The following is a 25327-nucleotide window of genomic DNA, read 5'->3' as shown; positions in this document are numbered from 1 at the left end:
TGCCTATATCGCCGGCCATCCCGAACTCGACGACAGCGCTTGGTACAACCAGGCCAGCGAGCGCGTAAAGGCCGGCTACATACGTGGCGTCGGTGACGCCCAGCTGACCGGGAGCGGCAGTTGATGGAGTCGACAGGAGAGATCGTGCACCGCAAACTTCGCCTGACTCTGGGGCGGCTGGCAGCCCTCGTCTGCACATCTGCCATCGCCGTCACGGGCTGTGGCGGCGGCGACGAATCCGAGTCTCCGAGGGCGACCGCGAAGCCGACCGCCGACGCCGGGCTCATTCCTGTCGCGCAAGCCTGCGATGGCCTGTTCGACGAGGCCATCGCGAAGGAGGCTCGGGAGCCGAACGGGCCCAGCGAGGTCTATCCGGTCAAGACCGAGAGCACCGGTCAGGTCGCGAAGGCGCTGCGGGAGGAGTCGGCCAGGAGAAGCACGCCCGAGGACCTCTGCACCTTGACGGACAAGGCCGAGGGGAAGGAGCTGCTCGCCCTCACCGTGGCGTGGACTCCTCACTCACCCCCGTCGGGCCAGTCGGTGCACTACACGACCACCGTCGGTCCGGAGGACGCCGGCAGACTCGTCGTCACGTGTGACATCGACAGGGGCGGCGGAACGGAATCGGGAGGGGGCCGTTCCCTGGAGTTCGCTATGCGCGACCACTTCACCGTCAGCGACCACTCCCACGCCAAGCTGCTCATCGCCTCGGCGAAGAAGATAACGTCGCAGTTGGATTGTCGGGAAGCTCCCGAATACCCGGACCCGAAGATTGTGGCGCCGCCGCCGAAGGCGGGGCTGCGGTAAACGCAAATATGGGGGTGGGCAACCGCTTCAGCGGTTGCCCACCCCCATGTGCTTGCGACCGGACCCTCAGATGGTGATGTCCTGGAAGAGCTGAGCCGACTTCTTGTCGGTCGCGTGGTAGTCCATGCTGCCGGTCCTGACCTTGGTCGCCACCTCTTTGAGGGTGCTCTCGATGTGGTTGGCGCGCGTCTTGAACTGCCTCTCGGCGGCCAACATCATCTGGTGAGCCTCGCCCTCCCAACCGTCGGTCACGGCCTTGACCGAGGCGATGATGGCCTCGATCTGCTGGCTCACCACCCTGGCGCCGCGCTCGAGGTCACCGGCGGTGTCCTCGAGCGAGTTGTATGTGACCTTGATGTCCATCCCGTCACCGGACACTTATGCTCCACCCCTCGTGGTGTCTTGATGGTTGTCGATCATTTCTGTCATTTCTGTCCCAGGGCTTTGATGGCGCCCCCAGGCGACTAGAACTGGTCGACCTTGCTGTGGGCCAGGCCATCCGCACCACTGCCGAGGTGCCCGCCGGCCGCGCTGCCATTGACGTCAACGCTGCGGAGCTGGGATGCGATCTCACTGTCGTTGGCACCACCGGAACGGTGCGTGAGCTGCACCGCCTCGTGGATGTTGACGATGAGCTGACGCAGAGCCTCGTGGTCCTCGTTGAGGCTCATCTGCGCCCTCCTGAACGCGCTTCCGCCCTGACCGGTCCACGCCGCCTCCACCGTGTCGATGGCGTTGATCAGCGTGCGCAGGTTCTGCGAGAGGTCCTCGCTGACGCGACCGAGGTCACCCTCGAACTTCCTGAAATGTGCGTCGCTAATCCGCTGCGAGCCCGACATCTTTCCACCTTCCCCCATGATGTGTTGGTGAGCCGAGCTGGGGATTCTGCGTCAGCTCACCACTCTGTGGAGTTTCCTACCTGACATGGCAGGAAGCGTCTAGCTGTAGTTGGTACTGGTGCTGGTGCTGCTTACGGCCTGGCCATCGTTCCACCACGACGTCGTACGACGGTGAAGGCGACCGCGGCCCCGGCGACGACGACTACGCCCGCGCCCAAGGCGACCCAGAGCGTCGTATTACCGCCGTCGTCACTCGCCTTGGCCTCCGCCGCGGGCTTCTTAGCGGCTTGCTCATCCGATGCGGGGGGCTGTTCGGCATCCCCTGCGGCCTTAGACGCCGATTCGGAGGGCTTTGGTTTCGTAGCTCCTTCACGAGCGAGCAACGGATTGGTGTTGGCCGGCCCCGGATTCCCTTCGCCGTCGAGAAGCACCTTGCGAGGACGGACCGAGCCATACCCAAGGTAACTGCTCGGGATGTCACCGGTCTTGGGCTTCGCAGCGGTCTGCATCATGACGCGCAGCACCTGGTTGCCTGTCCACTTGGGGTGCTTGGACCAGATCAGGGCGGCGGAGGCAGAGGTGATGGCGGTGGCTTGGCTGGTTCCACCGCTGATACAGGTCTGATCGAGATCTTTCTCGCAGCGCCCGGCGATCTCATCTCCAAGTGCCACCAGCCCCACACTGTCTCCGTGAGTCGAAAACTTTGCCATCCCTCCTTTCCGGTCGATTGCCCCCACGCCAACTACTCCTGGAAGAGAAGCGGGATATCCGGGCAGATTATCCTTGTCCCCGTTGTTTCCCACCGCGGCGAATACGAGAGCGCCCTTCTTAAGAGCGTAATTGACAGCGCTCTGAGACTTGGCGAAATTCTCACGTTGTCCGGTAATAGTCCCAAATGAAACATTCAGGATCCGTGATCCGTGGTCAACCGCGAACTTGATTGCTCTGGCCATCAAAGGGTCGGGCGCGTCCGCCCGGGGGTCGCCGACTACCTTCACCGGCAGGATTCTTGCTTCCGGCGCCAATCCCCTTACGCCTCCACCGGCTCCGTTTCCTGCGATAAGGGCAGCCATGTTCGTGCCATGGCCCGTCGCATCCTTATGCGGGTCCGTGGGGGCATTGGATGCATCCTTGCCCTTGAGCACATGGCCGCGAAGTTCAGGCAATGAGGCATCCACGCCTGTGTCGATTACCGCGACGGTGATCCCCTTGCCCTTGCTCACCTTCCACATGTCGTTGGCCTGCATGCCTTCTAGGTACCACTGCTGAGAGCCGATGTCCTGTGCAGCTGCCGCGGGCGCTATACCACCCACCGCCATGAGTCCGGCTCCGAGTGTCGCCAGAGCCGACAGGGAACGCCTCCGCGTTCCGTACTTCTGAAGTGGCATAGGTGAGTGCTCTCCTCGGCATTGCACGGGGATCCGTCGATCTAGTCGATGACCCGCGGGACCGTGTCCCGCCGTCCACCCGACCAGGTCTCTTCGTCTTCCTGAAGGTAATCGGGCCTGGATCCGGAGACTTCAGAGCCGTTCGGTGCTCCCCTGCCGGAGCGCGGCATAGGCTCAGGCTCCTGGTTGCCCCGCACAAGCCCGGATCCCCCTGGAGTGAACTCCGACTGGGAGGCGCGTGCAGAGCGCGTACCGCTGACGGGGCCTCCCGACTCTGACGCGAGCCGTCGGCCCTGGCCTCCACTGCTCCCAGGCGCGTGCGTACCATCCTCGCCGGACACGCCGCTCGTGCCCAAGGGACCACGCCTCGGAGGGACACCATGTTCGTCTCCGACGACCGTGCCCCGTGGCAAACGCTGCCCGTTCGCGTTGTTCGGTCCTCGTGGGCTGTCCACGGTCCCGCCCGGCTCCGAGGCGAGCCGTCGGCCCGGCCCGCCATTCGACGGCGAGGGCGTACCTCTGAAACCGTGCGTGGCGGGTCCCGTCGGCGCACGCCTCATCAGCCCTTGCTCTTCTCCGATGACCCTGCCTCGAGGAATGCGTGGGGCGTTGTTTTGTGCTGGTGGGCGAGCCTGGGTCGGGCCGTGAATGCCGTCGGGCAACCCGGTTCGTGGAAGGCTCGTCGGCCGGGGCGGCTTTGCCGCGCCCTGGTAAGGGGCGAGAGGCTCACGTACGGGGTTGCCTCCACCTCGCATAGGTGGCGGCGCACTTGGCAGGAGCGGCCGGGGCCCGCCTGGCCCCACAGGATTCACATACTGATCGGGCGCATCCTGGGGCGGCGAAGCAGGCAGCCGAACTTTGTCGGTGCCGTCAGGTGAGAGCAGCGTGTTCGTGGAGTCGATGGCCGTGCTCGTGTCTGGTTCAAGCTCCACGTCTCTGTCCGCAAGCCCCTCATTCCCGATACCCGAAGGCAAGGTGGCCTTCGGGACACCGCGAGGGTTGGAAGCGAGCGACGACGGCGTGGCGAATCCGACTCCTTGCCTTTCCCCCGCTGATGTCGGCACTCCAGCGGACGGTCCAGAGCTGTGGTCAGTCCAGCCTGACCCAAGGTCGGGCAGAAGGGGGAAGTTCGGCTCCTCCAAGCCCTTGATCTCCGTATACGCCGTCTCGTAGTACGAGTCCAGCTTGTCCATCTGCTGGAGCGCTTCCAGGTGGTGCTTGTCCGCGACCGCCTTCTCCGCGTCGCTCTTGTGCTTCTTGTCGTCGGCCACCGTAGGGGCCGGCATCGCCGCCTTGACCTCGGTCAGGCCCTGGCCCGCAGTGGACATGTGTACGCCGACGAGCAAGGTGTAGTCGGCCATCTTGTGGGTCTGCTTGGCCACCTCGCGACCCCAGGTCCGGAATGCGTCGGCACCCTCGCCCTCCCAGTGCACCCGCTCGGCGTGGGCCTTCAGCTCGTCCGCGATGGCGTTGATGTCGTCGAAAGCAGCCATCAGCGCGGCACCGACATCGGTGAGCTGACCCGGCTGCGCGGTCGCGACCATGTTGTAGAGCTCGTCGTGCGACCGATTCTCGAACTTCCCCCCGGCCATCTACCTTCTCCCCCTCACAGCGCGTCGCCCCCGACCTCTTTACTGCCGTGCTTCTCAGTCTGACCAGCGTGCTTCTCGGTGGGCTCGCGGTAGTACTTCCGCGTGTGTGCCTGGATCTCCCGCATGCGACGAGCTTGTTCGGCGTCCATGCCGTCATAGCCACGCTCGGCGACGATCGCCATGAGGCCCATCGCCTCGATCTGGTCGCCGAAGGACTTGCACAGCGTCTCCAACCGCGCATGGACCTTCTCGTAGAGGTTGGCCAGGTCGTCAGAAGAGGTGAACCCGGAGCCCGAACCGTATGCGTCCCGCGTGATGGACTGCTGCGAGATCGTCTTGCGCGATGCCGGGGACTTCTCAAGGTCCGTCAGGACCTTGTCCAGGCGCGTCTTGAACTTGGCAAGCGTCTCGGCTTCCTTGACCAGCTTCTTGCCGAACGGCGTCTGTGGCTCAGACCCCGGCTCTATGGGCCTCACGCTGTCCCTCCCCGTATGACACCAACGATGTCCTAAGCCACTCTATCCGTCGGGCTGGGACGCCCCAACTACCGCGTAGCCGTGGGACGTCGACGGTTCAGTAACGGTCCCCTCCCCCAAATGACACATACGAGGCACACGTCACATCCGGTGACACTATCGACTTCACCACAGACGCACATGAGTACGCATACCTATTTCCCGGTACGGCGGCATGGGCTTCCGGCTTCGCCCTCAAGGCGAGCCGCAGCCCCCATCGGCACCGGGTGTGGGCCGTGACGCGGCCGGGCCCCTGCCTCCAGTTGCCCCAGCCAGGCAACGGGGCGAGATGCGGCTGCACACGCTGGAGGCGGGCCGTAGACCAAAATCAACGACTTCCCCGCACTGCGCAGGTGAAGCGGTATCGAGGCGCCGGACGCTCATCCCTAGGCGTCCGGAGTTCCGGCACCAGCACTCGGCCGTCTATTGCTCATTGGATGCTCATTGGACTTGTAAGTCTCATCGACCTCGCAGGGGTGCCAGCGAGACCGACGGCCTCTTTCACAGCGTAACGCAGCGGGCCCCCCACCGATCACCAATGAGTCACATGGCCAAATTCCGCCAGACCGACACGCTTGGCGAATTACCCTACTTGGTATCCTCAGTTAGAGATCAGCACCCTTGGGAGCACGATAGCAGCGAGAGTCGACGTCCACGCTGATCAGTTCCTCAAGGTCCCCTGACCGCTCCCTGGCCCACTCGATCTGCACCGAATGGTGCGTCTTTCGATTGACCGCAACGAGCTCCGGATTCCGCGCCTGCGACTTGGTCTCACCGTCTTTCGTGATATCCCAGCCATGCTTCGGCAATCGCTCACGGAGATTCTGCATCGCCGTGTCGAACGTTCCTTTGCTCAGCTTGTAGACCGACCACGGGTGGTGAATTGTGTAATACTTCGTCAAGTCGGGATCGATCGCCTCACAGACACTGACCGCCGCTCCCGACTCAGTGACCTTGCCCTTGACTCCCATCCAGTCCAGAAGGCTGCTGGAAATGGAATTGACCTCTTGTTTTGTTTTCTCAACAGCGCGGACTTCTGGCTTGTAACCGAGCTTGGCCTCTGCGCCGCCGCCGACTTCGGTGTTATCGTCCATAGATGAGCATCCCACCAGAATCAACGGTGCCGCCACCACGGCACAAATCAACCATGAGAACTTTCGGGACCCTCGCAGCGGTCCGCAGCTCGGCTCACTCAAGTGTCACACCCTTATAATCGCCCACAATGACTCGAGCCTGATTTTTCAGGCTGATGGATGGCTTTTGGTGATCGTCTACGTTCCAATAACCACCGTGGTCACCCGCATCCGATTCCATGACATGTCCGCCGAACTCCTTGTCGGTGGGAATGACCCTGTTGCCACCAAGGCCGATGTTTCTTCCGCCCTCTCGGACGAACCAGTCGTCGCTTCCCGTGCCTCCGGCTTTCATGGCCCACATGTGGTCGGGATCTATGCCGAGATCAGCGGCATGTTCAGCCTGCATGCCAGGGCTCCCCGCCGCGATCACGTCGTCGGCCGGCAACGGATCGCTCCAGGTGTCCGCGTATTCGCTACGGTATTTAGCTGCATCCCCTATGACCGTGCTGCCATAGCTGTGACCGATGACAGTGGTGTGTGCAGTGCCACCAGTGGCTGCCTCATGAGCCGCCTTATTGCCGTCAAGGAACTCACGGAGGGTGGGAGCAGCCTTTTCTGCGTACTTGTCGCTCGTGGCGTTAGGGATCTGATTCGGAGCATCGTAGTCGAACCATGTAATGGTAGAGATCTTGTCGCCAGGCGAGAGTGCCTGACTCTCCCTCCACAGCGTCGCACCGCGGTTCAGGTCACCGTCAATACTACCTAGATGTGTTTTTGTACCCGGCACATACAGGGCCGTGTGGTCTGCGGTATCCGGATTTCCATTGGCCAGGACAACCCGTCCGTCGCCCTTGGGATCGAACCCAAGGAGATACGCCTCAGGCAGACCGCCTTCGCCTGTTCCATCGAAACGCCTCTGGATGGCTTTCATGCCTTCCAAAGCGGACTTCAGATGCTCTCTCTTCCCCTCATATTTTTGATGCCATTCAAGCCATTCGTCGCTATATCTCATAGTCCTGCCGCTGGGGACATATTTTGGCTTGGGCTCCTCGGGGATGTTCTTGTACTGGGTTTGGTACTCCGCCCGTTTTTCCTCGAACACTGCACGATTCGCCTCGTCGCGAACGTCCGCCGGAAGACCATTCAGCTTACCAACGCTGTCAGGGTACATCGAAATGTAGTCGGCCTTCTCCTGTTCGGAGAGCCCCTTCCACCAGTCCGCGTTTGATTTCGGATCGCCATCCTTGGGGGGAGGATTGATCTCGTCCAAGTACTCCTTCGCACCGCCACGGACACCCCCCGTGTCTTTCTTGGCGTCGGCCCAGTCCTCCGCGGCGACGGTCAGATCGTCGTCGGCCTTCAGCTTGCGCAGCTTGGGGGCCCACTTCTCGTCGGCCTGCGTGGCGTCGTAGACGGCTTGAGCGATGCGATTGGCGATCGCCACCGCACGGCCGAAGTTCGGATTGGGGTGGATGTTCGCCGCCTGGCGATCCAGGGCGTCGGCGGCATCATTCGCGTCGCCGGTCGGGTCGATCGGCTGGTTCGTCGGCTTGCCCTTCGCGCTGCCCTGGACCGTGCCGCCCTCCGGCACCTTCCCGTCGACCTTGTCACCGGCCGCCGGGTAGCTCACCGAGCCATCCGGGCCTACCGAGAACTTTTCTGCCTCGGCGTCTTCCACAGCGGCGTCGAGCTTGTCCTTGGCTGCTCGTAGTTCGTAGGCCAGAGAGTTGAGGGCAGTGGTGATGAGAGCGCACTCGACCTGGGTGTAGTGGAAGTTCGTCGCCAGCTTCCGGAGCTGCACCACGGCGGCCTCAGCGGCCTCACCTTCGAGAACGGCTTGGCCATCGACCGTTTCCCGCATGCCTGCGATGATCTGACTCTCGACGTCATCCTTGGCTTGACTGGCCATGTCGCCGACCGTCCTATAGCCGCCCGCGGCATCCTCGAACTCCGAGGGCTTGAGGGACTTGAGCGTCGCGTAATCCACCGCCGCTTCACCGACCCCGGCTGTCGCCGCCAACAGGCTTCGTGTCCTTGTACAGGACGTCCAGCCCGTCGAACGCGCACTTGGTGGCCTCGTCGTTCTTGTACTGGTGATCCCCGGCCCTTTCAAGCCGGTTCTGAATCGCGCCACACTTCCCGCTGACGCCCTTCAGGTAGTGCTTCCAGGAGCGGTAGAGCTCCCGCTGGGCCGCCGCGCTCTGGATGCCGCCACCAGAGTCGCTGCCCGCGCCCAGGCCGGTCTGTTCCTCCTCCAGCTTCGTCAGCGCCGTCTTGATGTCCCCCCGGAGCTTGCCGACACTCCGACCGGCTGTGGTCCAGGCCCTCTTGCTGGACTTCACCCCGCCTGATCCGCCTTGTGCCCATCCCGGCTTGTCGTCGGCGCTCGCGAGGCTCATCCCGGTGTCACCGGACGCCTCGCGCTTCATCTGCGCCCATTCCGCCTCGAACGTCGACATACGCTCCCCCTTGCATGATCACAGCGACGTCAAATAGCTCAGTGTAGGAGAATGATCAGGCGCCTCCCTGAGTACTCCTACTCAACTGCTCCGGAGCGACGGCGCCTCCGTTCGTTGAGGACCGCGGCCAGGCCCGCGATACCCGCCACCACGGCGGCCGCAGCCCCCACGGAGTACGTCGCGAGGCGTTCCCTTCGCTCCTGGGGGGTCTCGCCCAAGGGCATGGGGGCGGGGTCGGGCGCGGCGACGTCATGGGCGGCGCCCTTGTCCAGCGTGACGTGGTCGATGCGGGTTTCGTCCTCGGTGAGTGCGCGGACGGGGTCGACGACGCCCCAGCCGATGAAGCGGTCGTGCTCGTTGACGGCTCGCTCGGCGGTCTGCTCGATCTGGGCGACCACCTCGTGCTGTTTCCAGTCCGGGTGCTTGGCACGGATCAGGGCGGCGACGCCGGCGACGTACGGCGCGGAGAAGCTGGTGCCGTTGTCCACGCATTGGCCGCCCTTGGGGACGGTGGAGACCATTTCGACGCCGGGAGCGGCGACATCGACGAAGTCGCCAGACTGGGAAAAGGCGGCGCGCTCGTTGTTTCGGTCCGAGGCGCCGACGGCGAGGACGCCGTCGTAAGCGGCCGGGTAGGTCTTCTTGACCTTGCCGTCGAGACCGTCGTTGCCTGCGGAGGCGACCACGACGACGTCTTCTTGCAGCGCTTTCTCAACGGCCTGCTGAAGGTTGCTGTTTGCCTGGAGGGGCTTGACGGTGTCCTGGGAGATATTGATGACGCGGGCTCCCGCGTGGACCGCCCAGTCGATGGCCGTGGCCATGGTGTCGGTGGTACCGGAGCCCTTTTCATCGTTCTGCCGGATCGGGATGATCTCGGCTTTCGGTGCGATACCGACGAACCCCGTGCCCGTGTGCGGGCGGGCGGCGATGATGCCGGCGACCTTGGTGCCGTGGCCGACCGAGTCGTCCGTCCCGTCCCCCTTCTTCCCCTTGGACAGGCCCTTCTTGCCCGCCCTGCGGACCTCCTTGCCGCTCTTGGCGTCGACGGCGTCCTTGAGCTGGTCATTGGTGTTGTCGACACCGGTGTCGATGACGGCGACCTTGACCGGACGGCCCTTCGGATCCAGCCCCTTGGTGTCATGCCAGAGCTGGTCGAGCATGACGCGCTGAAGGGACCAGGGGGTGCCCTTGATCTGCTTGGCCGGATAACTGCATTCGCCGCTGCCCGCGAGGGACAGATCCGGCGCCGCGGAGGGCGATATCGGTCCGGCTGCCGCGGTCACAGCGGTGAGGGCCGTCGCCGCCGACAGGGCGAAGGGTTTGATGATGCGCCGCATGTGTTTCGGCTTCCTCATGTCCTATGAACCCTGGGGCTGCTTGGCGCTGTTGGCGTCGAGGCGTGGACCGGTGGGCAGGAATTCGGACCAGTCCGCGGGCACCGGAGTCGGGTTGACGTCCTGGTATCCGAGGCTGCGCTGGGCCTTGTTGACGTCCTGCTGCGTCTCCGTGGCCTTGTCCTTGCCGGAGCCGTCGTCGCCGATTTTCGATGTGCCGGAATCACTGTCGTTGTTGGACTGGACCGAGTAGCGAAGGCCGGTGTCGGTCACCAGGAATACCGGCCCGTTCTTGATCTGGCGACCGCTCACCTGGCGGTAGAGCACTCCCGAGCCCGGGGTCACATAGGCGCTGGTGGCACCGTCCGGGATGGTGGCCGGGAAATCCCGACCGGCCCAAGTGACCACCTGCGCACCGCCCTTGGCGGTCACGCCACCCATGACGCTACAGCTCGTGTCCCGGGCTCCGCTGCCCAGTGCGGGATCGACGGAGTTGGCCTGGTTCGGAATTTCACTCGGCCAGTGATACTTGCCGTAGAACTCATTCTCGGTGTCCGGGGTGAACGACGGGGCCGCCACTCGCTTGGCCGTACTCGCCTCGTTGATGGAGGTCTTGCTTCTGAGCAGGAGCTTGGCGACGAATTCCGAGACGCGTTGGACCTTTCCCTGAAGCACCACGTACTTCTGGGTGCCGGCTCCGGTGGGCGCTTCGAGCACCATGCCGACCCGGTTCGCCTCGCCGAGGCTCGACACCCCGGCGTCATCGCCGATCCGGCCTGGTACCTGCGGAAAGTCGATCGGTGCCCCGTCCCTGAAGGTGGCCAGCCAGTCCCTGGTGACGTGCTGCGGCTGAGCCCCGTCGTGAAAGATCGAGCGCAGCAGGAGATTGGTGTCCTCGGCGGACTTGGCCTTCCAGTCCGGCCCGCCGATCAAATACTTGACGCCCCGCGGGTCTACGAGATAGCGGGCGCCGTCCTGGCCCTGCACATAGAGGGCCTGGCCACCGTGGAGCGCCTGGGATCCCCGCATCTTCTTCAGCTTCGGGTCCCGTTCGGAAAAGAGGAAGACGGCCTTCTGGGTGGTTTTCCCATTGCCGCCCGGCTGTTCGCAGACCGCCCACGTCATGCGCTTCTTCGCCTCGTCCGCGCTGGGGATGCGGTCCGGCGCGTACGGAATGCCGATCGTGGGGCCACGCGGGATGTGGCCGTTGTCGAGCTCCGACTCCTTCACTTTGATGATGCTGGACTTCTCGGGGTCGAGGAGGAGCTTGGCGGAGGCGAGGTTCAGCACGGGGTGGAGCTGAGGCTTGCCGCCGGTCTTCAGGATGACGTACCGCGTGGTGGAGTCGCTGCCGACGATCACATGCGATTCCGGCGTGTCCCACCCCTTGGGGGCGACGGGCTTGAACATGCCCCAGGCGCCGAAACCGGCGAGAATCAGGGCCCCGACGACGACTCCGGGAAGGACCGCGCGCAGCGGACGCGGCGCGCCCTCCTCCGTACCACTCGGCGTGGGCTGCAAGAACGCGGCGACTGTCCGCTTCTTCGCATAGATATAGGCGTTGAGTTCATCCCGCCGTGATGCCATTTTTAGCCGCTTCTCCCCGCTTTTCGGCCTCGGTAGTCAGGTAGCCTGCCGTCGGTCCTGGTGTCGTACCGACCCTCTACTATGCCGGTAGTGAACTGGCTGATGCCGCCCGGGGACACTGACCGGCGGGCGGTCGACGACCGGGCCGTTCGGGCTGGTTTCGGATCTGAGGGGGCTGACGGGGATGGCTGCCGCAACGCGCGCACGTAACGCGAGGAGCCCGTCCGGCCGAGGAGCACCGAGCGGATCGCGTCCGCCAGCGCCCGCTGGCACTCCCCCGACAGGAGCCCCCATCGCTTCCGCCACTCCGCGCACGACGTCCCGGCCCGGCAGCATCGGCCCCTTGCGGTTGCAGCAATTCGTGCTGGTCGAGGTGGCCGCGGCGATCGTGCTGGCCGCAGGAGTCGTCAACAAGCTCTTGCTGGTGCCCGCAGGAGTCGTGGGCGTCGTCCTGGTTCTGCTGGCCGTGGTCACGCGTCATCAGCAGCCGATTCCGGAATGGCTGGGCACCGCGCTCGCGCTGCGCAGGCGCCAGCGGCAAGCGGCGAAGCCGGTCGACGCGGGCGCGGACCCCGTGTTCACGCCGGCCCTGGAGTGCGAACCGGCCCTGCGCACCTATACGTTCACCGATCGTGAGCGGCGCATGGTCGGCCTGGTGGGCGACGGCACGTTCCTGACCGCCATCCTTCAGGTGGACGCGACGGACTCGCCGCTGCGCCCGCACCGTATGCAGCGTCCGCTTCCGCTTTCGCTGCTGCGGGACGCCATGGACGTCGACGGCATTGTCCTGGAGTCCGTCCAGGTGGTGCAGCATGCGCTGGCGGCGCCCGCACCCCATCTGTCGGCGCAGACGGTGCCCGTGCGCAACTACGGGCCGCTTCAGGAGCAGACGGGCGCCCCCGCGGTCCGTCTGACGTGGGTGGCGTTGAAGTTCAACCCGGAGCTCTGTCCGGAGGCCGTCGCGGCCAGGGGCGGGGGCCTCGAGGGTGCGCAGCGGTGTGTACTGCGGGCCGCGGATCAGTTGTCGAGCAGACTACAGGGGGCGGGTTTCGGCGTAACGCTCCTGACGGAGGAAGGCGTGACAGCGGCGATCGCCACCGCCGCGAGCGTCAACCCGCGAGCGACCGCGCAGGCCCGGCAGACCAACACGCTCAACCGACGCACGGTGGAGAGCACACGAGCCTGGCGCTGCGACGACCGGTGGCACACCACCTACTGGGTCAGCCGGTGGCCGCAGTTGGGGCCAAGCGCCACGCCCCTGCCCCAGTTGGCCGCGCTGCTGACCTCGCTCCCCGCGCTCGCGACCACGTTCAGCCTCACCTTGCGGCGGGGCGGGACGCAGGGCGGCCGGCCCGCCCCCACGGTGAGCGGGCATCTCCGGATCACGAGTCATAGCGCGGACGACCTGGTCGGGATGAGGCGAGAGCTTCAGCGCACCGCCCGTGGGGTACGGGTGGGGCTCGCACGGCTGGACCGCGAGCAGGTACCCGGCGTACTCGCCACTCTGCCCCTGGGAGGGACCCGCTGATGGCCATGCCGACGACCGTCTCAGGCGGCCCTTCTCACGCCCCGGCCTCGACGCCTGGCCTCATGCCTGGTCAGACGGATGAGCCGGTCACTCCCGCCCCCCGCAGGCCGCGACGGGGTTTCGGACTGATCGGACCGCGGCGCCAAGGGCATGAGCTCCCCCCGGAGCAGTTCGACGCACTCGCGCTGCCGATCGGCGACGACGGGGTGATGATCGGCGTCGGCGCGCGGGATCAACCCGCAGTACTGGGCCTGCATCGTGCTACGCCCTTCAATGTCGTCCTGGTCGGCGGGCTGTGGACAGCGCAGGTGATCGGGTTGCGAGCGGTCGCCACGGGCGCACGGGTCACCGTGGAGACCGGCCGTCAGCAGATGTGGGCGTCATTGGCGCAGGCCGCGAACGGCGGGTACCAGAGCATGACACTTCACGACGTGGGACGTGTGCCGCCACAGGGGCCGTCGATCGGCAGCCCCGTTCTGGTGATCCGTGACGCGGGCATGCGGCCGCCGCGCGGGCGGGTTTCCTCGGCGCCATGGCAGTCCGTGCTGACGCTTCTGCCCTATATGAGCCCGGTCGCGCCCCGGCTCATGGAGAACGCGGACCTGGTGGGCGTCCAGCGGGTGTCCCCCGAGGAGGCCATCCAGGTCGGGCAGATCATGGGGCTGCCGTCCATGGATGTCGAGTCGCTGTCCACGCTCCCCGACGGGGTCACTCTTTGGTGTGATCGCCAAACCCGGCTCTATGTGGCGACACATCCGACGGACGTCGAGTCGGGCCTGTTGGGCGGGGCTCGCCGCATGGACTGACGGTGTTCGATTGCCGCCGCGCACACCGTGGATGAGACTGGCAGCCAAGCACCAGGCGGGCTAGTTTCCGCGGTACCCGAAGGGATTCTCCACCGATGGCCGACGCCAAAGAGAAGGAAGAGCTGTACGCCCTTGACATCTCCGATGTCGAGTGGCTGAGCGCACCTGGCAGCACCTCCGAGGACCGGGTGGAGATCGCCTACCTGCCGAATGGGGCAGTGGCCATGCGGAATTCCACCGACCCCGAGACCGTGCTGCGCTACACGGAGGCCGAATGGCGTGCCTTCGTCCTGGGCGCGAGGGACGGCGAATTCGATCTGACCTGAGAAGCGCGGGCGTGGGGGCGGACACCGGCTGGTGTCCGCCCCCACGGTCGTTCCGCCGCTCGGCCGCCGCTCAGGGCCCGAAGGCCAGGAGGAGCTTTTCGGGGGTGGAGTCGTTGCCGGTGACGCGGTTGGTGGCGATGTAGAAGTTGCCGTTGCGGTAGGTATGGGTGGCGGAGTAGAAGTCGCGCTCGGTTCTCTGGGTGGCCTGGGGCAGGCGTAGCAGGGTTTTCGGCTTGCCGCCGTCGGGGGCGATGCGGACGATCTGGCCGGGTGCGGTGTACGAGGGCTTTTCGTAGGCGATGAGGTTCTTGCCGTCCATGTTCAGTGGGAGCAGGAGCCGTTCGGCCACCTTGACCGCCCATTTGCGCTTGCCGGTGTCGAGGTCGAAGGCGTGGATCTCGCTCGTCGAGCCCTTGCCCTGGTCCTGGGTCATCTCGGTCGGCAGGTAGAAGGTGTCGGCGGAGACGGCGACACCCTCGCAGTTGCCCATGTTCGTGCCGAAGATGTCCGTGCCGCACTCCGGTTGGTAGGAGTGCTTGCCCAGGGCGAGGGTCGAGCGTTCCTTGCCGTTGTCCGAGATGGCCAGGATGCCGCCGGACTGTCGGTTCTGGTCGGTGAGGGCCACCACGGCGGGGCTGCTGGAGAAGATGTTGTTGACCTTGTAGCCCTTACGGACGTTGTAGGTCCACTTGATCGAGCCGCTGGGGGTGAGTTGCTGGAGCCTCGCGGTGCCATTGGTGCAGGAGTAGGCGCGCAGCAGGACCTTGCCGCCCGCGTAACCGTCGATGGAGCAGCCAGCACTCGGCTTTTCGGATGAGACTTCCTTGCCGTCGCTGACCTTGATGACGGCGGAGCCGCCGAACCAGGCCATGCCGACGAGATCGCCGCTCTGTGCCATGCCCACACTGGTGTAGCCGCTGCCCAGGGAGCCGGTCTCGGGGGCGTGGTGGTCCCAGAGCTTGACGCCCTTGTTCAGGTCGATCAGGGCGAGTTGGCTGCACGAGTTCTTTCCGTGGCCCTCATAGGCGACCACGACCTTGCCATCGGTCGTGGAGTGGGGGGCGGCGCAGACCGCCTTGGGGAGCGAGAGGGTCCACTTGCTGCCCCCCTCGTCCTGGTACGCGACGATCTTGTTCTCGACGGCCTTGACGACATAGCCCTTCATCGCCCAGAAGCCGGGCACTTCCAGGTTCTTCTTGCTGAGCTCGGGCGCGGGCGTCTGGTAGAGAACCTTCGCCTCGCCCGCCCGGCGCTGATCGTTGGGATCGCTCTCGCCGCTGCCGCGGCCGCCGGTGTTGTCGCCGTCGCCGGTCGCCCTGGGTGTCGGGTCCTGTGTCCGCGGTCGGTCGGGGGTGGTCGTCGTGGATCCGGCGGTGGGCTTCTTACCGTCGTCATCGCCGCCCACCGTGGCGTACACCCCGCCACCCACCGCGAGCAGTACCGCCACCACCGCGCCGATGATGAGGGCTTTGCGCTGACGGGCCGGGCCGCCGCCGCTGACCGGACGCGCGCCGTACGGTTGGCCGGGCGGCGGGGAGTGCGGGCCGCCGTACCCTGGCTGACCCGCGTACGGGCTCTGGGCGTACGGGTTGGCGGGGTCCGGGCCGGGGGGACCGGGCACGCCGGGCGGCGGGGGAGGCGGGCTCGACGGCAGGACGCCGGTGTCCCATATCTGGGGTGGGGTGTGGCCCGTCGACGGGGTCGATGGGGGTCTCGGGGGCGCGGCGGGCGATACGGGGGGCACGGGAGGTTTCCGCACCGGAGGTCTGCGCGGCGAGCCGGAGCCGCCCTGGCCGGGCTCCTGGGGCGGCTGAGGCCGCTGGGGTTCCTCGGGCTCCGGGGGCGGGCCGAAGCCGCCGGGGGGCGGCTGGTTGGGGGGCTGGGGCGGCTGCGACATCTGCGCCTACCTCTCACGCGAGTCCACCGACCGGTCGGCCACCTCCCCGCGATCCGGTCGGCGGCACCGGCCGGAAAGGGGCGACGCGGTCGCAGGTCCCACTGCGCAACGGCATTCGAGCGGGGATTCTTTGTACCACCGGACGCTTGGACTTCCCCCCGTGGTTGCCGGGTACGCACCGTCGTAAGGCACGGTGAGGTCTCGGACTGCCTTGAGTGCGCGGACGGGCCTGCCCTCGTGGCGCTCATGGTGATTAGTCTTGGGGTACCCGGTGGAGAACCTGTTCAGGGATCCCCGGCGACACAAAAGGGGAAAGCCGAACGGTCGGACGACAGTAGCGATCGGCAACAGATCGGCCTCGCCAAGATTTTCAAGGGTGTTCGACCACACCAGGAGGCATTGTGAGCAGCGATCGGGACGAGATCCGCACGGGCGGAAACACACCCGGCGATGATCGGTCCGACGCGGAGACCGAGCACACGGGCGAGTTCACCATCGACTACACCCCGCCCGCCTGGTACACGCAGAACGCTTCGTCGTCGTCCTCGCCGGCCTCCACGGCCCCCGCGTCGACCGGCGGTTCCGGAGGGATCGGGACGGGCACCGGTGCGGGAGCGCCGGGCCCGCCGCCTCCGCCGCCCACGGGTAATCCTGTGTCCGTGCCGGGGGCGCCGGAGCCGAGCGGCTTTCCGGGTGCTTGGCCGTCGCCGACCGCGCCGCCCTCCGCCGATGTCGCTTCGGACGCCTCCGAGGTGGAGGGGGGCCCCGCGCGGAGGGAGGACGAGGGACGGTCTGAAGCCGCGGCAGGGTCGGACGCGGGCTTCCGTATGCCGCCTTTGCCCGATTCCAGGCCGGGTTGGGATAGTGCGCCCGCGGCTGACGCCGTGGCGGGTGGTGCCGCGTCGGACAACCCCGAGTCCGAACCCGCGCCCCGAGAATCTTCCGTCGAGGCTTCCGAGGTCGATGCGGAGGCGTCTGCGGCGACTCCCGCTCCGGCTCCCTTCACCGCTTCCGCTCCCGTCGACGACGACTTCAACCTGGCGCCCGCCGCGGCCCCGCGGGACGACGCTCCCGAGTCCGCGCCCGAGCCGGAACCCGAGTCCGGCTCCGATGAGAGCGACAACGGCGATGTGGTCAGCCCCTCCACCGTGCGGTTCTCCACCGCCGCGCTGCGGCGCGAGGTGGCCGACAGGCGGAGTGAGGATTCCGAGGAGGCTGCCGAGGCTGGTCCCGGGTTCGGGTCTGGTCCTGGTTCTGGGTTCGGGTCTGGTTCTGGTTCTTCTTCCGGTCCGGATTCTTCTTCCGGTTCTGGTTCTGGTTCCGGTTCTGGTTCCGGTTCTGGTTCTGGTTCTGGTTCTGGTTCTGGTTCTGGTTCTGATGCCGGTGTGGGCGACGAATCCGGCTTCGCGGACGCGGACGACCGTACCGACGACGAAGTGCCCAGCAAGGGCACCCTGCGCTTCTCCACAGCCGAGCTGCGGCGTGAGATGGAGGAGCTGAGGCAGGCGGCCGTCGAGCCTCAGGACGCGATCCCCGAGGACGCCGTGCCGCCTAGCGCGTCCTCTTCCGAGCAGCCCGCCGCCACCTGGGCTCCGCCGCCCGTGCCGCAGTCGGGGCTGCCGCCCCTGCCCCCGGACTTCCAGCCCGCCGCGCCCGAGGACGCCGCACCGGCTCCGGGTCCCGCTCCGGTTCCGGAGCAGCGGACGGACGGGCCTCCCACGCCTGGCGCCGGCGTGCCGCTCCCGTCCCAGGACACCTCCTGGGCGCCTCCCCCGCCCCAGTCGCAGGGTCAGCCCGGTCAGCCCGCCGCCGCGGCGCCTGGGCCCGGGCCGCAGGGCGGATACGGCTATCCGCGTCCTGGCGAGGGCGCTCCCGGTGTGGTCCCCGGCCAGCCCGGTCCGGTCCCGCTGCCGGATCAGGGCCAGGGGGCACAGCCCCCGGCGGCCAACGTGCCTGGTCCGCAGGGCGGTTATCAGCAGCCCGGTCCGCAGGGTCCCCCGGCTCCGCAGGGGCCCCACTACGGCTATCCGCAAGCCGGGGGCCAGCCCGCGCCCGGCCCGGCCGGTCAGGGCCAGAGCCAGGGCCAGAGGCCGATGCCTGTCCCGGGCGGCTACGGCTTCCCGCAGCCGCCCGCCCCGGACCAGCAGGGCCAGTACCACCAGCAGCCCAATCCGCAGTCCTATCCCAATCCCACGCCCCAGCCCGGGCAGCCGATGTACCCGGGCCAGCCCGGGCAGCCCGGCCAGCCCGCACCGTACGAGCCGAGCGATCCCGCCCAGGGCCAGCAGCCCCCCGGCCAGCAGTTCCCGGGGCAGCAGTTCCCGGCGCAGCAGGGTCCGGGCGTACCGGGCGCGCAGGGGGGCTACGGCTTCCCGCGACCTGGCGACGGCGTTCCCGGGCCCGGGCCGCAGGGGCAGGGGCAGGGGCAGCCGCACGACGGCTACGGCTATCCGCGCCCCGACGCCCACGCCGCCCCGCCAGCACCGGCCACCCCGGCGACCCCGGCCGATCCCCGTACCGGCGGCTGGCCGACGGTCACGCCCGACCAGCGGCGCCAGGGCGGAAGCGCGGGGGCGCCGCTCGGGTACACCGCCGCGGTCGAGCTCTCCTCCGACCGGCTGATCAAGGGCAAGCAGAAGCCGAAGAAGAACACCCCCGGCCCCTCCCGCTTCAAGATCGGCGGCAAGAAGGAGGAGGCGGAGCGGCAGCGCAAGCTGGAGCTGATCCGTACGCCGGTGCTCTCCTGCTACCGCATCGCGGTGATCAGCCTCAAGGGCGGTGTCGGCAAGACCACGACGACCACCGCACTCGGCTCGACCCTGGCCATCGAGCGCCAGGACAAGGTCATCGCGATCGACGCCAACCCGGACGCGGGCACCCTCGGCCGACGGGTGCGGCGGGAGACCAGTGCGACCATTCGCGACCTGGTCACCGCGATCCCTTATCTCAACAGCTACATGGACATCCGGCGGTTCACCTCACAGGCGCCGTCGGGGCTGGAGATCCTCGCCAACGACGTCGACCCCGCTGTCTCGACGACGTTCAACGACGACGACTACCGCAGCGTCATCGACGTCCTGGGCAAGCAGTACCCGATCATCCTCACCGACTCGGGCACCGGTCTGCTCTACAGCGCCATGCGTGGCGTCCTCGACCTCGCCGACCAGTTGATCATCATCTCCACGCCCTCCGTGGACGGTGCGAGCAGTGCCAGCACCACCCTCGACTGGCTGTCCGCGCACGGCTACGCGGATCTGGTCTCGCGGAGCATCACCGTGATCTCCGGGGTCCGGGAGACCGGAAAGATGATCAAGGTCGAGGACATCGTGTCCCACTTCGAGACCCGCTGCCGCGGGGTGATCGTCGTGCCGTTCGACGAGCATCTGTCGGCGGGCGCCGAGGTGGACCTGGACATGATGCGGCCCAAGACCCGTGAGGCGTACTTCAACCTCTCGGCCATGGTCGCGGAGGACTTCACCCGCGCCCAGCAGCAGCAAGGGCTGTGGACGGGCGACGGCGGGGCTCAGCCGCCGCAGGTGGCCCCGCCGATGCCCGGACAGGCCCAGCAGCCCTACCCCGGCCAGCAGCCCTACCCGGGCTCCTACGCGCCTCAGCAGGGCCAGCAGCCGCAGTACCCCGGATACCCACAGCAAGGCGGTCAGCAGGGCGGTCAGCAAGGCTGGCAGCAGTCCTACGGGCAGGGGCAGCAGCCGCAGCCCGGCCAGCCGTGGCAGCAGGTCCAGCCAGGACAGCCGGGCCAGCCCGGGCAACCGGAGCAGCCCTGGCAGCAGCAGCCCCCCGGGCCGCAGCAGTAGCAAGGGACTACAGCAGTAGCAAGCGGAAGCAATGCGCCCCGTGGGCCCGGATCACCGGGCCCACGGGGCGCATCCACGTTCACCGCACGGCGTACCTCACGGGCGTCTCACGGGCACACCGCACACCACCTCAGCGGCTGCTGCCGTGCTCCTCCACGAGTTCACGGGCCCGCTTCACATCGGCCGCCATGCGCTCCAGCAGCGCCTCGATCGAGTCGAACTTCTCCTGGCCCCGCAGATAGGCCAGGAAGTCGACCTCGACATGGAGTCCGTACAGATCCAGTCCGACCCGGTCGATCGCATACGCCTCGACCGTCCGCTCGGTCCCGTCGAACTGCGGATTGGTGCCGACCGAGATCGCCGCGGGCATCGCCTCGCCCCGCGCCGTCAGCCAGCCCGCGTAGACGCCGTCGGCCGGGATCGCGGTGTGCGGCGGGGTCTCCAGGTTGGCCGTCGGGAAGCCCAGTTCACGGCCGCGCTGCGCACCGCGTACCACCACACCCTCGACCCGGTGCGGCCGGCCGAGGACCTCCATCGCGCCCGCCACATCGCCCTCGGCGACCAGCCGGCGCACCAGCGTGGAGGAGAACGGCTCGCCGCCGCCCGCCTCGCCGCGCTCGTACAAGTCGATGACCTCGACCTCGTAGTCGTAGGTGGTGCCGAGCTCGCGCAGGAAGGCCACGTTCCCGGCGGCCTTGTGGCCGAAGCGGAAGTTGGGGCCCTCCACCACGACCCGTGCGTGCAACTTGTCGACCAGCACCTTCGCGACGAAGTCGGCGGGGGTGAGCCGGGAGAACTCCGCCGTGAACGGCAGCACCAGCACCGCGTCCACGCCCAGCCCGGCCATCAGCTCCGCGCGCCGCTGATGCGGGGCCAGCAGCGGCGGATGGCTGCCGGGCCGCACCACCTCGCTCGGATGGGGGTCGAAGGTGACCACGACCGCCGGTACGCCCAGCTCACGCGCCCGTGCCACGGCACGGCCGATGATCAACTGGTGCCCTCGGTGCACCCCGTCGTAGGAACCGATGGTGACGACGCTGCGCCCCCAGTCCTCAGGGATGTCCTCCAAGCCACGCCAGCGCTGCACTTTGCCCGCTCCTCGCCCGAACCTTTGTCTGTCGACTTCGCAGGTCTAAGACTGCCATGCCCCGGTCGCCCGCCTCGCATCGGTGGTCTCCACGAGTGCCCGGACCGGCCGGAAAGCCACCGTAGGCGGCCGGTCCGGGCGCTCGCAACGCAGCACGGAGCCGGTCACGGCACACCGGGGCGCCCTGGCCCCGACGCGCCCCGATGGCCTCATACGAAGACGGCCAGGCTCTTCGCCTTGCCCTTCGACTCCTCCACGAGGGCCAGAAAACGCCCCTCCGGCCCGAAGACCGCGACCGGCCCCGAAGCCGATGCCGAAGGACCCGGCGCGCCCTCCCCCGAGGGCATGTCGATCCGTACGCCGTTGCCCAGCAGCCGGGCCCGGTGGTCGTCCACGTCCCAACGCGGGAAGGCGGCAGCCGCCGCCTCGGCGATGGGCATGATCTCCAGCGACTCCTCCAGGCTCTCCAGCGTCCTGGCCGCCTCCAGCCCGTACGGGCCGACCCGGGTCCGGCGCAGGGCCGTCAGATGGCCGCCGGCGCCGAGTCCGGCGCCGAGGTCGCGCGCCAGCGCCCGGATGTAGGTGCCGGAGGAGCACACCACCGTGACGTCCAGGTCGAGGACGGTGGTGCCGTCCTCCGCCTTGGCCTCGCGGCGGTCGTGGAGGACGAAGGAGGAGACGGTCACCGGCCGCGCCGGGATCACGAACTCCTCGCCCTCCCGCGCCCGTGCGTAGGAGCGCTTACCGTCGATCTTGATGGCGCTGACCTTCGAGGGGACCTGCTGGATATCCCCGGTCAGCTCCTCGATCCCGGCCTGGACGGCGCCCGGCTCGACCCCGGCGGCACCGTCCGAGGCGGTGATCTCGCCCTCCGCGTCATCGGTGACCGTGGTCTGGCCGAGCCGGATGGTGGCCCGGTACTCCTTCTCGGTCAGCGCCAGATGCCCCAGCAGCCGCGTCGCCTTCTCCACGCCGACCACGAGCACGCCCGTGGCCATCGGGTCCAGCGTTCCGGCGTGGCCGACCCGCCGGGTGCCGGCGAACCGGCGCATCTTGGCGACGACGTCGTGCGAGGTGAAACCGGCCGGCTTGTCGACGATCACCAGGCCGTCCGGTGCCCCGGAACCGGCCCTGCCCTTGCGCGTCATGCGTCCGATGAACCCTTGCCGTCCGTGCCGGACTCCTTGCCGGCCTTACCGTCCGCGCCGGGCCCGTCGCCGTCCATGCCGGGCTCCTCGTCGGCCTCGTCCTCGCCCGGCTTGCGGTACGGATCCGCGTCGCCGGCGTAGCTGGCGCCCGAGGACGCCTCGCGCACCTGGGCGTCCGCCTCCCGGGCCTTGGCGAGCAGGTCGTCGATGGTGCGGGCGTTCTCCGGCAGCGCGTCCGGGACGAACGTCAGGGTCGGGGTGAAGCGCACCCCCGTCTGGCGTCCGACCTCCGACCGCAGCACACCCTTGGCGCTCTCCAGGGCCGCGGCGGAGGCCGCCCGCTCCTCGTCGTCGCCGAAGACCGTGTAGAAGACGGTCGCCTCCCGCAGATCACCGGTGATCCGGGTGTCGGTGATGGTCACATAGCCCAGCCGCGGGTCCTTGATCCGCCGCTGTAGAGTCTCCGCGACCACGACCCGGATGCGGTCCGCCAGCTTGCGTGCCCGCGCGGTGTCGCTCATGCGTCTTCTTCTCTCTTCTTCGCGTCAGTTCTTCGCGTCAGTCATCGATGGCCGGGGCGGTCTGCCGCCGCCGATCCGGCCCTCATTCATCATCGTCACCGTGGAACCGCCGTCGCACCGACAACAGCTCCACCTCCGGCCGCGCCGCCACCAGCCGCTCGCAGCGGTCGAGCACGTCCGTGAGATGGCCCGCGTCCCCGGAGACCATCGCCAGGGCGATCTGGGCCCTGCGGTAGAGGTCCTGGTCCCCGACCTCCGCCACGCTCACCGCGAATTTGCGGTGCAGCTCGGCGACGATCGGGCGGACGACGGAGCGCTTCTCCTTCAACGACCGTACGTCGCCGAGAAGCAGGTCAAAGGACAACGTCCCTACATACATGCGGTCCGGGTCAAGCCACCCGTGGGGCCTTTGTGAATGCGGGCTTCTCGCACCGTACACGCAAGGGCCGGGGCCGATCGACGGAAATTCCTCCGCCGACCGGCCCCGGTGGGACAGCCGCTTGTCAGCCGCGCGGCTTCTCGCGCATCTCGTACGTCGCGATGACGTCGTCGATCTTGATGTCGTTGTAGCTGCCGAGGTTGATACCGCCCTCGAAGCCTTCGCGAATCTCGGTGACGTCGTCCTTGAAGCGGCGCAGACCCTCGATGTTGAGGTTCTCCGCGATGACCTTGCCATCGCGGACCAGGCGGGCCTTGGTGTTCCGCTTGACCTCGCCGGAGCGGATGAGCACACCGGCGATGTTGCCCAGCTTGGACGAGCGGAAGACCTCGCGGATCTCCGCCGTACCCAGCTCGACCTCTTCGTACTCCGGCTTGAGCATGCCCTTCAGGGCCGCCTCGATCTCCTCGATCACCTGGTAGATGACCGAGTAGTACCGGACGTCCACGCCCTCGCGCTCGGCCATCTGCGTGGCACGCCCATCGGCGCGCACGTTGAAGCCGATGACGATGGCGTCGGAGCCGGTCGCCAGGTCGATGTCGGTCTCGGTGACCGCACCCACACCGCGGTGCAGGACGCGCAGGTCGACCTCTTCGCCGACGTCGAGCTGGAGCAGCGAGGACTCGAGAGCCTCCACCGAACCGGACGCGTCGCCCTTGATGATGAGGTTGAGCTGCTGGACCTGACCGGCCTTGAGCACCTTGTCCAGGTCCTCCAGGGAGACCCGGCGGGTGCGCTTGGCGAACGCCGCGTTCCGCTCGCGGGCGGCACGCTTCTCGGCGATCTGGCGGGCGGTGCGGTCCTCGTCGACGACGAGGAAGTTGTCGCCCGCACCGGGCACGTTGGTCAGACCGAGCACCAGGACCGGGGTCGCCGGGCCGGCCTCCTCCAGCGCGTTCCCGTTGTCGTCGAGCATCGCCCGGACGCGGCCGTAGGCGTCGCCCGCGACCATCGTGTCGCCGACCCGCAGGGTGCCGCGCTGGACCAGCACGGTGGCCACGGCGCCGCGGCCGCGGTCCAGGTGCGCCTCGATCGCGATGCCCTGCGCGTCCTGCTCCGCGTTGGCGCGCAGGTCGAGCGAGGCGTCCGCGGTCAGGACGACGGCCTCGAGCAGGTCGTCGATGTGCAGCCCCTGCTTGGCGGAGATGTCGACGAACATGGTGTCGCCGCCGTACTCCTCGGCCACCAGGCCGTACTCGGTGAGCTGACCGCGCACCTTGGTCGGGTCCGCGCCCTCGACGTCGATCTTGTTGACCGCGACCACGATCGGCACATCGGCCGCCTTGGCGTGGTTCAGCGCCTCGATCGTCTGCGGCATCACACCGTCGTTGGCCGCCACCACGAGGATCGCGATGTCGGTCGACTTGGCACCACGGGCACGCATGGCGGTGAACGCCTCGTGACCCGGGGTGTCGATGAAGGTGATCCTGCGCTCTTCGTCGTTGACCTCGGTCGAGACCTGGTAGGCACCAATGTGCTGGGTGATGCCGCCGGCCTCGCCCGCGATGACGTTGGTCTTGCGGATCGCGTCCAGCAGTCGCGTCTTACCGTGGTCGACGTGACCCATGACGGTCACCACCGGCGGACGCGCGACGAGCATCTCCTCGCCGCCCTCGTTCTCGCCGAACTCGATGTCGAAGGACTCGAGAAGCTCGCGGTCCTCCTCCTCCGGGCTGACGATCTCGACGTTGTAGTTCATCTCGTCGGCGAGGAGCTGGAGCGTCTCGTCGGAGACGGACTGCGTCGCGGTGACCATCTCGCCGAGGTTGAGCATCACGGCGACCAGCGACGCCGGGTTGGCGTTGATCTTCTCCGCGAAGTCGGTGAGCGAGGCACCCCGCGACAGCCGGACCGTCTGGCCGTTACCGCGCGGCAGCATCACACCGCCGACGGACGGGGCCTGCATGGCCTCGTACTCCTGGCGCCTCTGCCGCTTCGACTTACGGCCACGACGCGCCGGACCGCCGGGACGGCCGAACGCACCCTGCGTGCCACCACGGCCACCGGGACCACCCGGACGACCGCCGAAGCCGGGACGGCCACCGCCGCCACCGAAGCCGCCGCCACCACCGGGACCGCCCGGACGACCGGCGAAACCGCCGCCGCCACCGGGACGACCGCCGCCGCCACCACCGGGACGACCGGCGAAGCCGCCGCCGCCAC

General features: G+C 67.6%; 21 protein-coding genes and 1 pseudogene. 6 read left to right on the top strand and 16 right to left on the bottom strand.

Translation table 11 applies throughout. The annotated features are described in order from the left end of the window. Nucleotides 1–144: 144 nt before the first annotated feature. Entirely contained in the window at nt 145–807 is a 663-nt protein-coding gene (locus KN815_RS18365; protein WP_216343012.1) for a hypothetical protein, read from the top strand. Nucleotides 808–873: 66 nt separating this feature from the next. Here KN815_RS18365 and KN815_RS18360 read toward each other — a convergent pair whose 3' ends face one another. From KN815_RS18360 to eccB, 10 genes are all read right to left on the bottom strand, one after another. Beyond that, nucleotides 874–1185, bottom strand: coding sequence for a WXG100 family type VII secretion target (locus KN815_RS18360; RefSeq protein ID WP_044569463.1), 312 nt, complete (start codon nt 1183–1185; stop codon nt 874–876). An 86-nt stretch (nt 1186–1271) separates the two neighbouring features. Beyond that, nucleotides 1272–1646, bottom strand: coding sequence for a WXG100 family type VII secretion target (locus KN815_RS18355; RefSeq protein ID WP_216343011.1), 375 nt, complete (start codon nt 1644–1646; stop codon nt 1272–1274). A 131-nt stretch (nt 1647–1777) separates the two neighbouring features. Then, nucleotides 1778–2893, bottom strand: a complete 1116-nt coding sequence (locus tag KN815_RS18350) for a S8 family serine peptidase (RefSeq protein ID WP_253209069.1) — start codon at nt 2891–2893, stop codon at nt 1778–1780. 182 nt (nt 2894–3075) lie between these two features. Beyond that, on the bottom strand, nt 3076–4626 hold the full coding sequence (locus KN815_RS18345) for a hypothetical protein (RefSeq protein ID WP_216343009.1): 1551 nt from the start codon (nt 4624–4626) through the stop codon (nt 3076–3078). A 14-nt stretch (nt 4627–4640) separates the two neighbouring features. Further along, nucleotides 4641–5102 carry a DUF2563 family protein gene (locus KN815_RS18340; protein WP_216343008.1) on the bottom strand — a complete coding sequence of 154 codons (462 nt, stop codon included), beginning with the start codon at nt 5100–5102 and terminating at the stop codon, nt 4641–4643. A 644-nt stretch (nt 5103–5746) separates the two neighbouring features. Further along, on the bottom strand, nt 5747–6235 hold the full coding sequence (locus tag KN815_RS18335) for a hypothetical protein (RefSeq protein ID WP_253209068.1): 489 nt from the start codon (nt 6233–6235) through the stop codon (nt 5747–5749). Between the two features lie 94 nt (nt 6236–6329). Then, nucleotides 6330–8237, bottom strand: coding sequence for an alpha/beta hydrolase (locus KN815_RS18330; protein ID WP_253209067.1), 1908 nt, complete (start codon nt 8235–8237; stop codon nt 6330–6332). Further along, nucleotides 8212–8676, bottom strand: a complete 465-nt coding sequence (locus KN815_RS18325; protein ID WP_216343006.1) for a hypothetical protein — start codon at nt 8674–8676, stop codon at nt 8212–8214. The genes KN815_RS18330 and KN815_RS18325 overlap by 26 nt, the downstream gene beginning before the upstream one ends. A 77-nt stretch (nt 8677–8753) precedes the next feature. Next, nucleotides 8754–10013 (bottom strand): type VII secretion-associated serine protease mycosin, encoded by a 1260-nt coding sequence (gene mycP / locus KN815_RS18320; protein ID WP_216343005.1) that lies wholly within the window; start codon nt 10011–10013, stop codon nt 8754–8756. A 21-nt stretch (nt 10014–10034) separates the two neighbouring features. Then, complete coding sequence (gene eccB, locus KN815_RS18315) at nt 10035–11597, bottom strand: type VII secretion protein EccB (protein WP_216343004.1); 1563 nt, start codon at nt 11595–11597, stop codon at nt 10035–10037. 184 nt (nt 11598–11781) lie between these two features. Here eccB and eccE point away from each other — a divergent pair, with 184 nt between their 5' ends. The 3 genes from eccE to KN815_RS18300 all read left to right on the top strand — a co-directional run bounded on the left by eccE (nt 11782) and on the right by KN815_RS18300 (nt 14257). Next, nucleotides 11782–13125, top strand: a complete 1344-nt coding sequence (gene eccE / locus KN815_RS18310; protein ID WP_253209066.1) for a type VII secretion protein EccE — start codon at nt 11782–11784, stop codon at nt 13123–13125. Beyond that, entirely contained in the window at nt 13125–13931 is an 807-nt protein-coding gene (locus tag KN815_RS18305; protein ID WP_216343003.1) for a hypothetical protein, read from the top strand. The genes eccE and KN815_RS18305 overlap by 1 nt, the downstream gene beginning before the upstream one ends. A 95-nt stretch (nt 13932–14026) precedes the next feature. Beyond that, the gene (locus tag KN815_RS18300; RefSeq protein WP_093465055.1) at nt 14027–14257 is read left to right on the top strand and encodes a DUF397 domain-containing protein; all 231 of its coding nucleotides are present in this window, start codon (nt 14027–14029) and stop codon (nt 14255–14257) included. A gap of 70 nt (nt 14258–14327) precedes the next feature. Here the strand turns inward: KN815_RS18300 and KN815_RS18295 are convergent, their stop codons facing one another. After that, on the bottom strand, nt 14328–15878 hold the full coding sequence (locus KN815_RS18295) for an outer membrane protein assembly factor BamB family protein (protein WP_253209065.1): 1551 nt from the start codon (nt 15876–15878) through the stop codon (nt 14328–14330). A 677-nt stretch (nt 15879–16555) separates the two neighbouring features. Here KN815_RS18295 and KN815_RS52580 point away from each other — a divergent pair. Both KN815_RS52580 and KN815_RS18290 read left to right on the top strand, forming a co-directional pair. After that, a pseudogene (locus KN815_RS52580) lies at nt 16556–16681 on the top strand (SCO5717 family growth-regulating ATPase); the annotation flags it as partial. A gap of 858 nt (nt 16682–17539) precedes the next feature. Next, nucleotides 17540–19969 (top strand): MinD/ParA family ATP-binding protein, encoded by a 2430-nt coding sequence (locus tag KN815_RS18290; protein WP_443732325.1) that lies wholly within the window; start codon nt 17540–17542, stop codon nt 19967–19969. Nucleotides 19970–20099: 130 nt separating this feature from the next. Here KN815_RS18290 and KN815_RS18285 read toward each other — a convergent pair whose 3' ends face one another. The 5 genes from KN815_RS18285 to infB all read right to left on the bottom strand — a co-directional run. Next, a complete protein-coding gene (locus KN815_RS18285; protein WP_216343000.1) occupies nt 20100–21056 on the bottom strand; it encodes a bifunctional riboflavin kinase/FAD synthetase in 957 nt (318 codons plus the stop codon). Between the two features lie 209 nt (nt 21057–21265). Next, on the bottom strand, nt 21266–22204 hold the full coding sequence (gene truB, locus KN815_RS18280; RefSeq protein WP_216342999.1) for a tRNA pseudouridine(55) synthase TruB: 939 nt from the start codon (nt 22202–22204) through the stop codon (nt 21266–21268). After that, the gene (gene rbfA / locus KN815_RS18275; protein ID WP_216342998.1) at nt 22201–22725 is read right to left on the bottom strand and encodes a 30S ribosome-binding factor RbfA; all 525 of its coding nucleotides are present in this window, start codon (nt 22723–22725) and stop codon (nt 22201–22203) included. The genes truB and rbfA overlap by 4 nt, the downstream gene beginning before the upstream one ends. An 82-nt stretch (nt 22726–22807) precedes the next feature. Further along, a complete protein-coding gene (locus KN815_RS18270; protein WP_216342997.1) occupies nt 22808–23104 on the bottom strand; it encodes a DUF503 domain-containing protein in 297 nt (98 codons plus the stop codon). Between the two features lie 124 nt (nt 23105–23228). Next, nucleotides 23229–25327: translation initiation factor IF-2 (gene infB, locus KN815_RS18265; protein WP_216342996.1), on the bottom strand; the 2099-nt coding region annotated here is incomplete at its 5' end.

The organism is Streptomyces niphimycinicus (assembly GCF_018883605.1).
Lineage (GTDB): Bacteria > Actinomycetota > Actinomycetes > Streptomycetales > Streptomycetaceae > Streptomyces > Streptomyces niphimycinicus.
This window is presented reverse-complemented; position numbering and strand designations above follow the sequence as displayed.

Bases quoted from the DNA above. Each gene is read 5' to 3' on its own strand.
- rbfA (WP_216342998.1), bottom strand. From the start codon at position 22,725: ATGAGCGACACCGCGCGGGCACGCAAGCTGGCGGACCGCATCCGGGTC.
- KN815_RS18345 (WP_216343009.1), bottom strand. From the start codon at position 4,626: ATGGCCGGGGGGAAGTTCGAGAATCGGTCGCACGACGAGCTCTACAAC.
- KN815_RS18305 (WP_216343003.1), top strand. From the start codon at position 13,125: ATGGCCATGCCGACGACCGTCTCAGGCGGCCCTTCTCACGCCCCGGCC.
- KN815_RS18355 (WP_216343011.1), bottom strand. From the start codon at position 1,646: ATGTCGGGCTCGCAGCGGATTAGCGACGCACATTTCAGGAAGTTCGAG.
- KN815_RS18350 (WP_253209069.1), bottom strand. From the start codon at position 2,893: ATGCAGGCCAACGACATGTGGAAGGTGAGCAAGGGCAAGGGGATCACC.
- KN815_RS18270 (WP_216342997.1), bottom strand. From the start codon at position 23,104: ATGTATGTAGGGACGTTGTCCTTTGACCTGCTTCTCGGCGACGTACGG.
- KN815_RS18325 (WP_216343006.1), bottom strand. From the start codon at position 8,676: ATGTCGACGTTCGAGGCGGAATGGGCGCAGATGAAGCGCGAGGCGTCC.
- KN815_RS18335 (WP_253209068.1), bottom strand. From the start codon at position 6,235: ATGGACGATAACACCGAAGTCGGCGGCGGCGCAGAGGCCAAGCTCGGT.
- eccE (WP_253209066.1), top strand. From the start codon at position 11,782: ATGGCTGCCGCAACGCGCGCACGTAACGCGAGGAGCCCGTCCGGCCGA.
- mycP (WP_216343005.1), bottom strand. From the start codon at position 10,013: ATGCGGCGCATCATCAAACCCTTCGCCCTGTCGGCGGCGACGGCCCTC.
- KN815_RS18300 (WP_093465055.1), top strand. From the start codon at position 14,027: ATGGCCGACGCCAAAGAGAAGGAAGAGCTGTACGCCCTTGACATCTCC.
- truB (WP_216342999.1), bottom strand. From the start codon at position 22,204: ATGACGCGCAAGGGCAGGGCCGGTTCCGGGGCACCGGACGGCCTGGTG.
- eccB (WP_216343004.1), bottom strand. From the start codon at position 11,597: ATGGCATCACGGCGGGATGAACTCAACGCCTATATCTATGCGAAGAAG.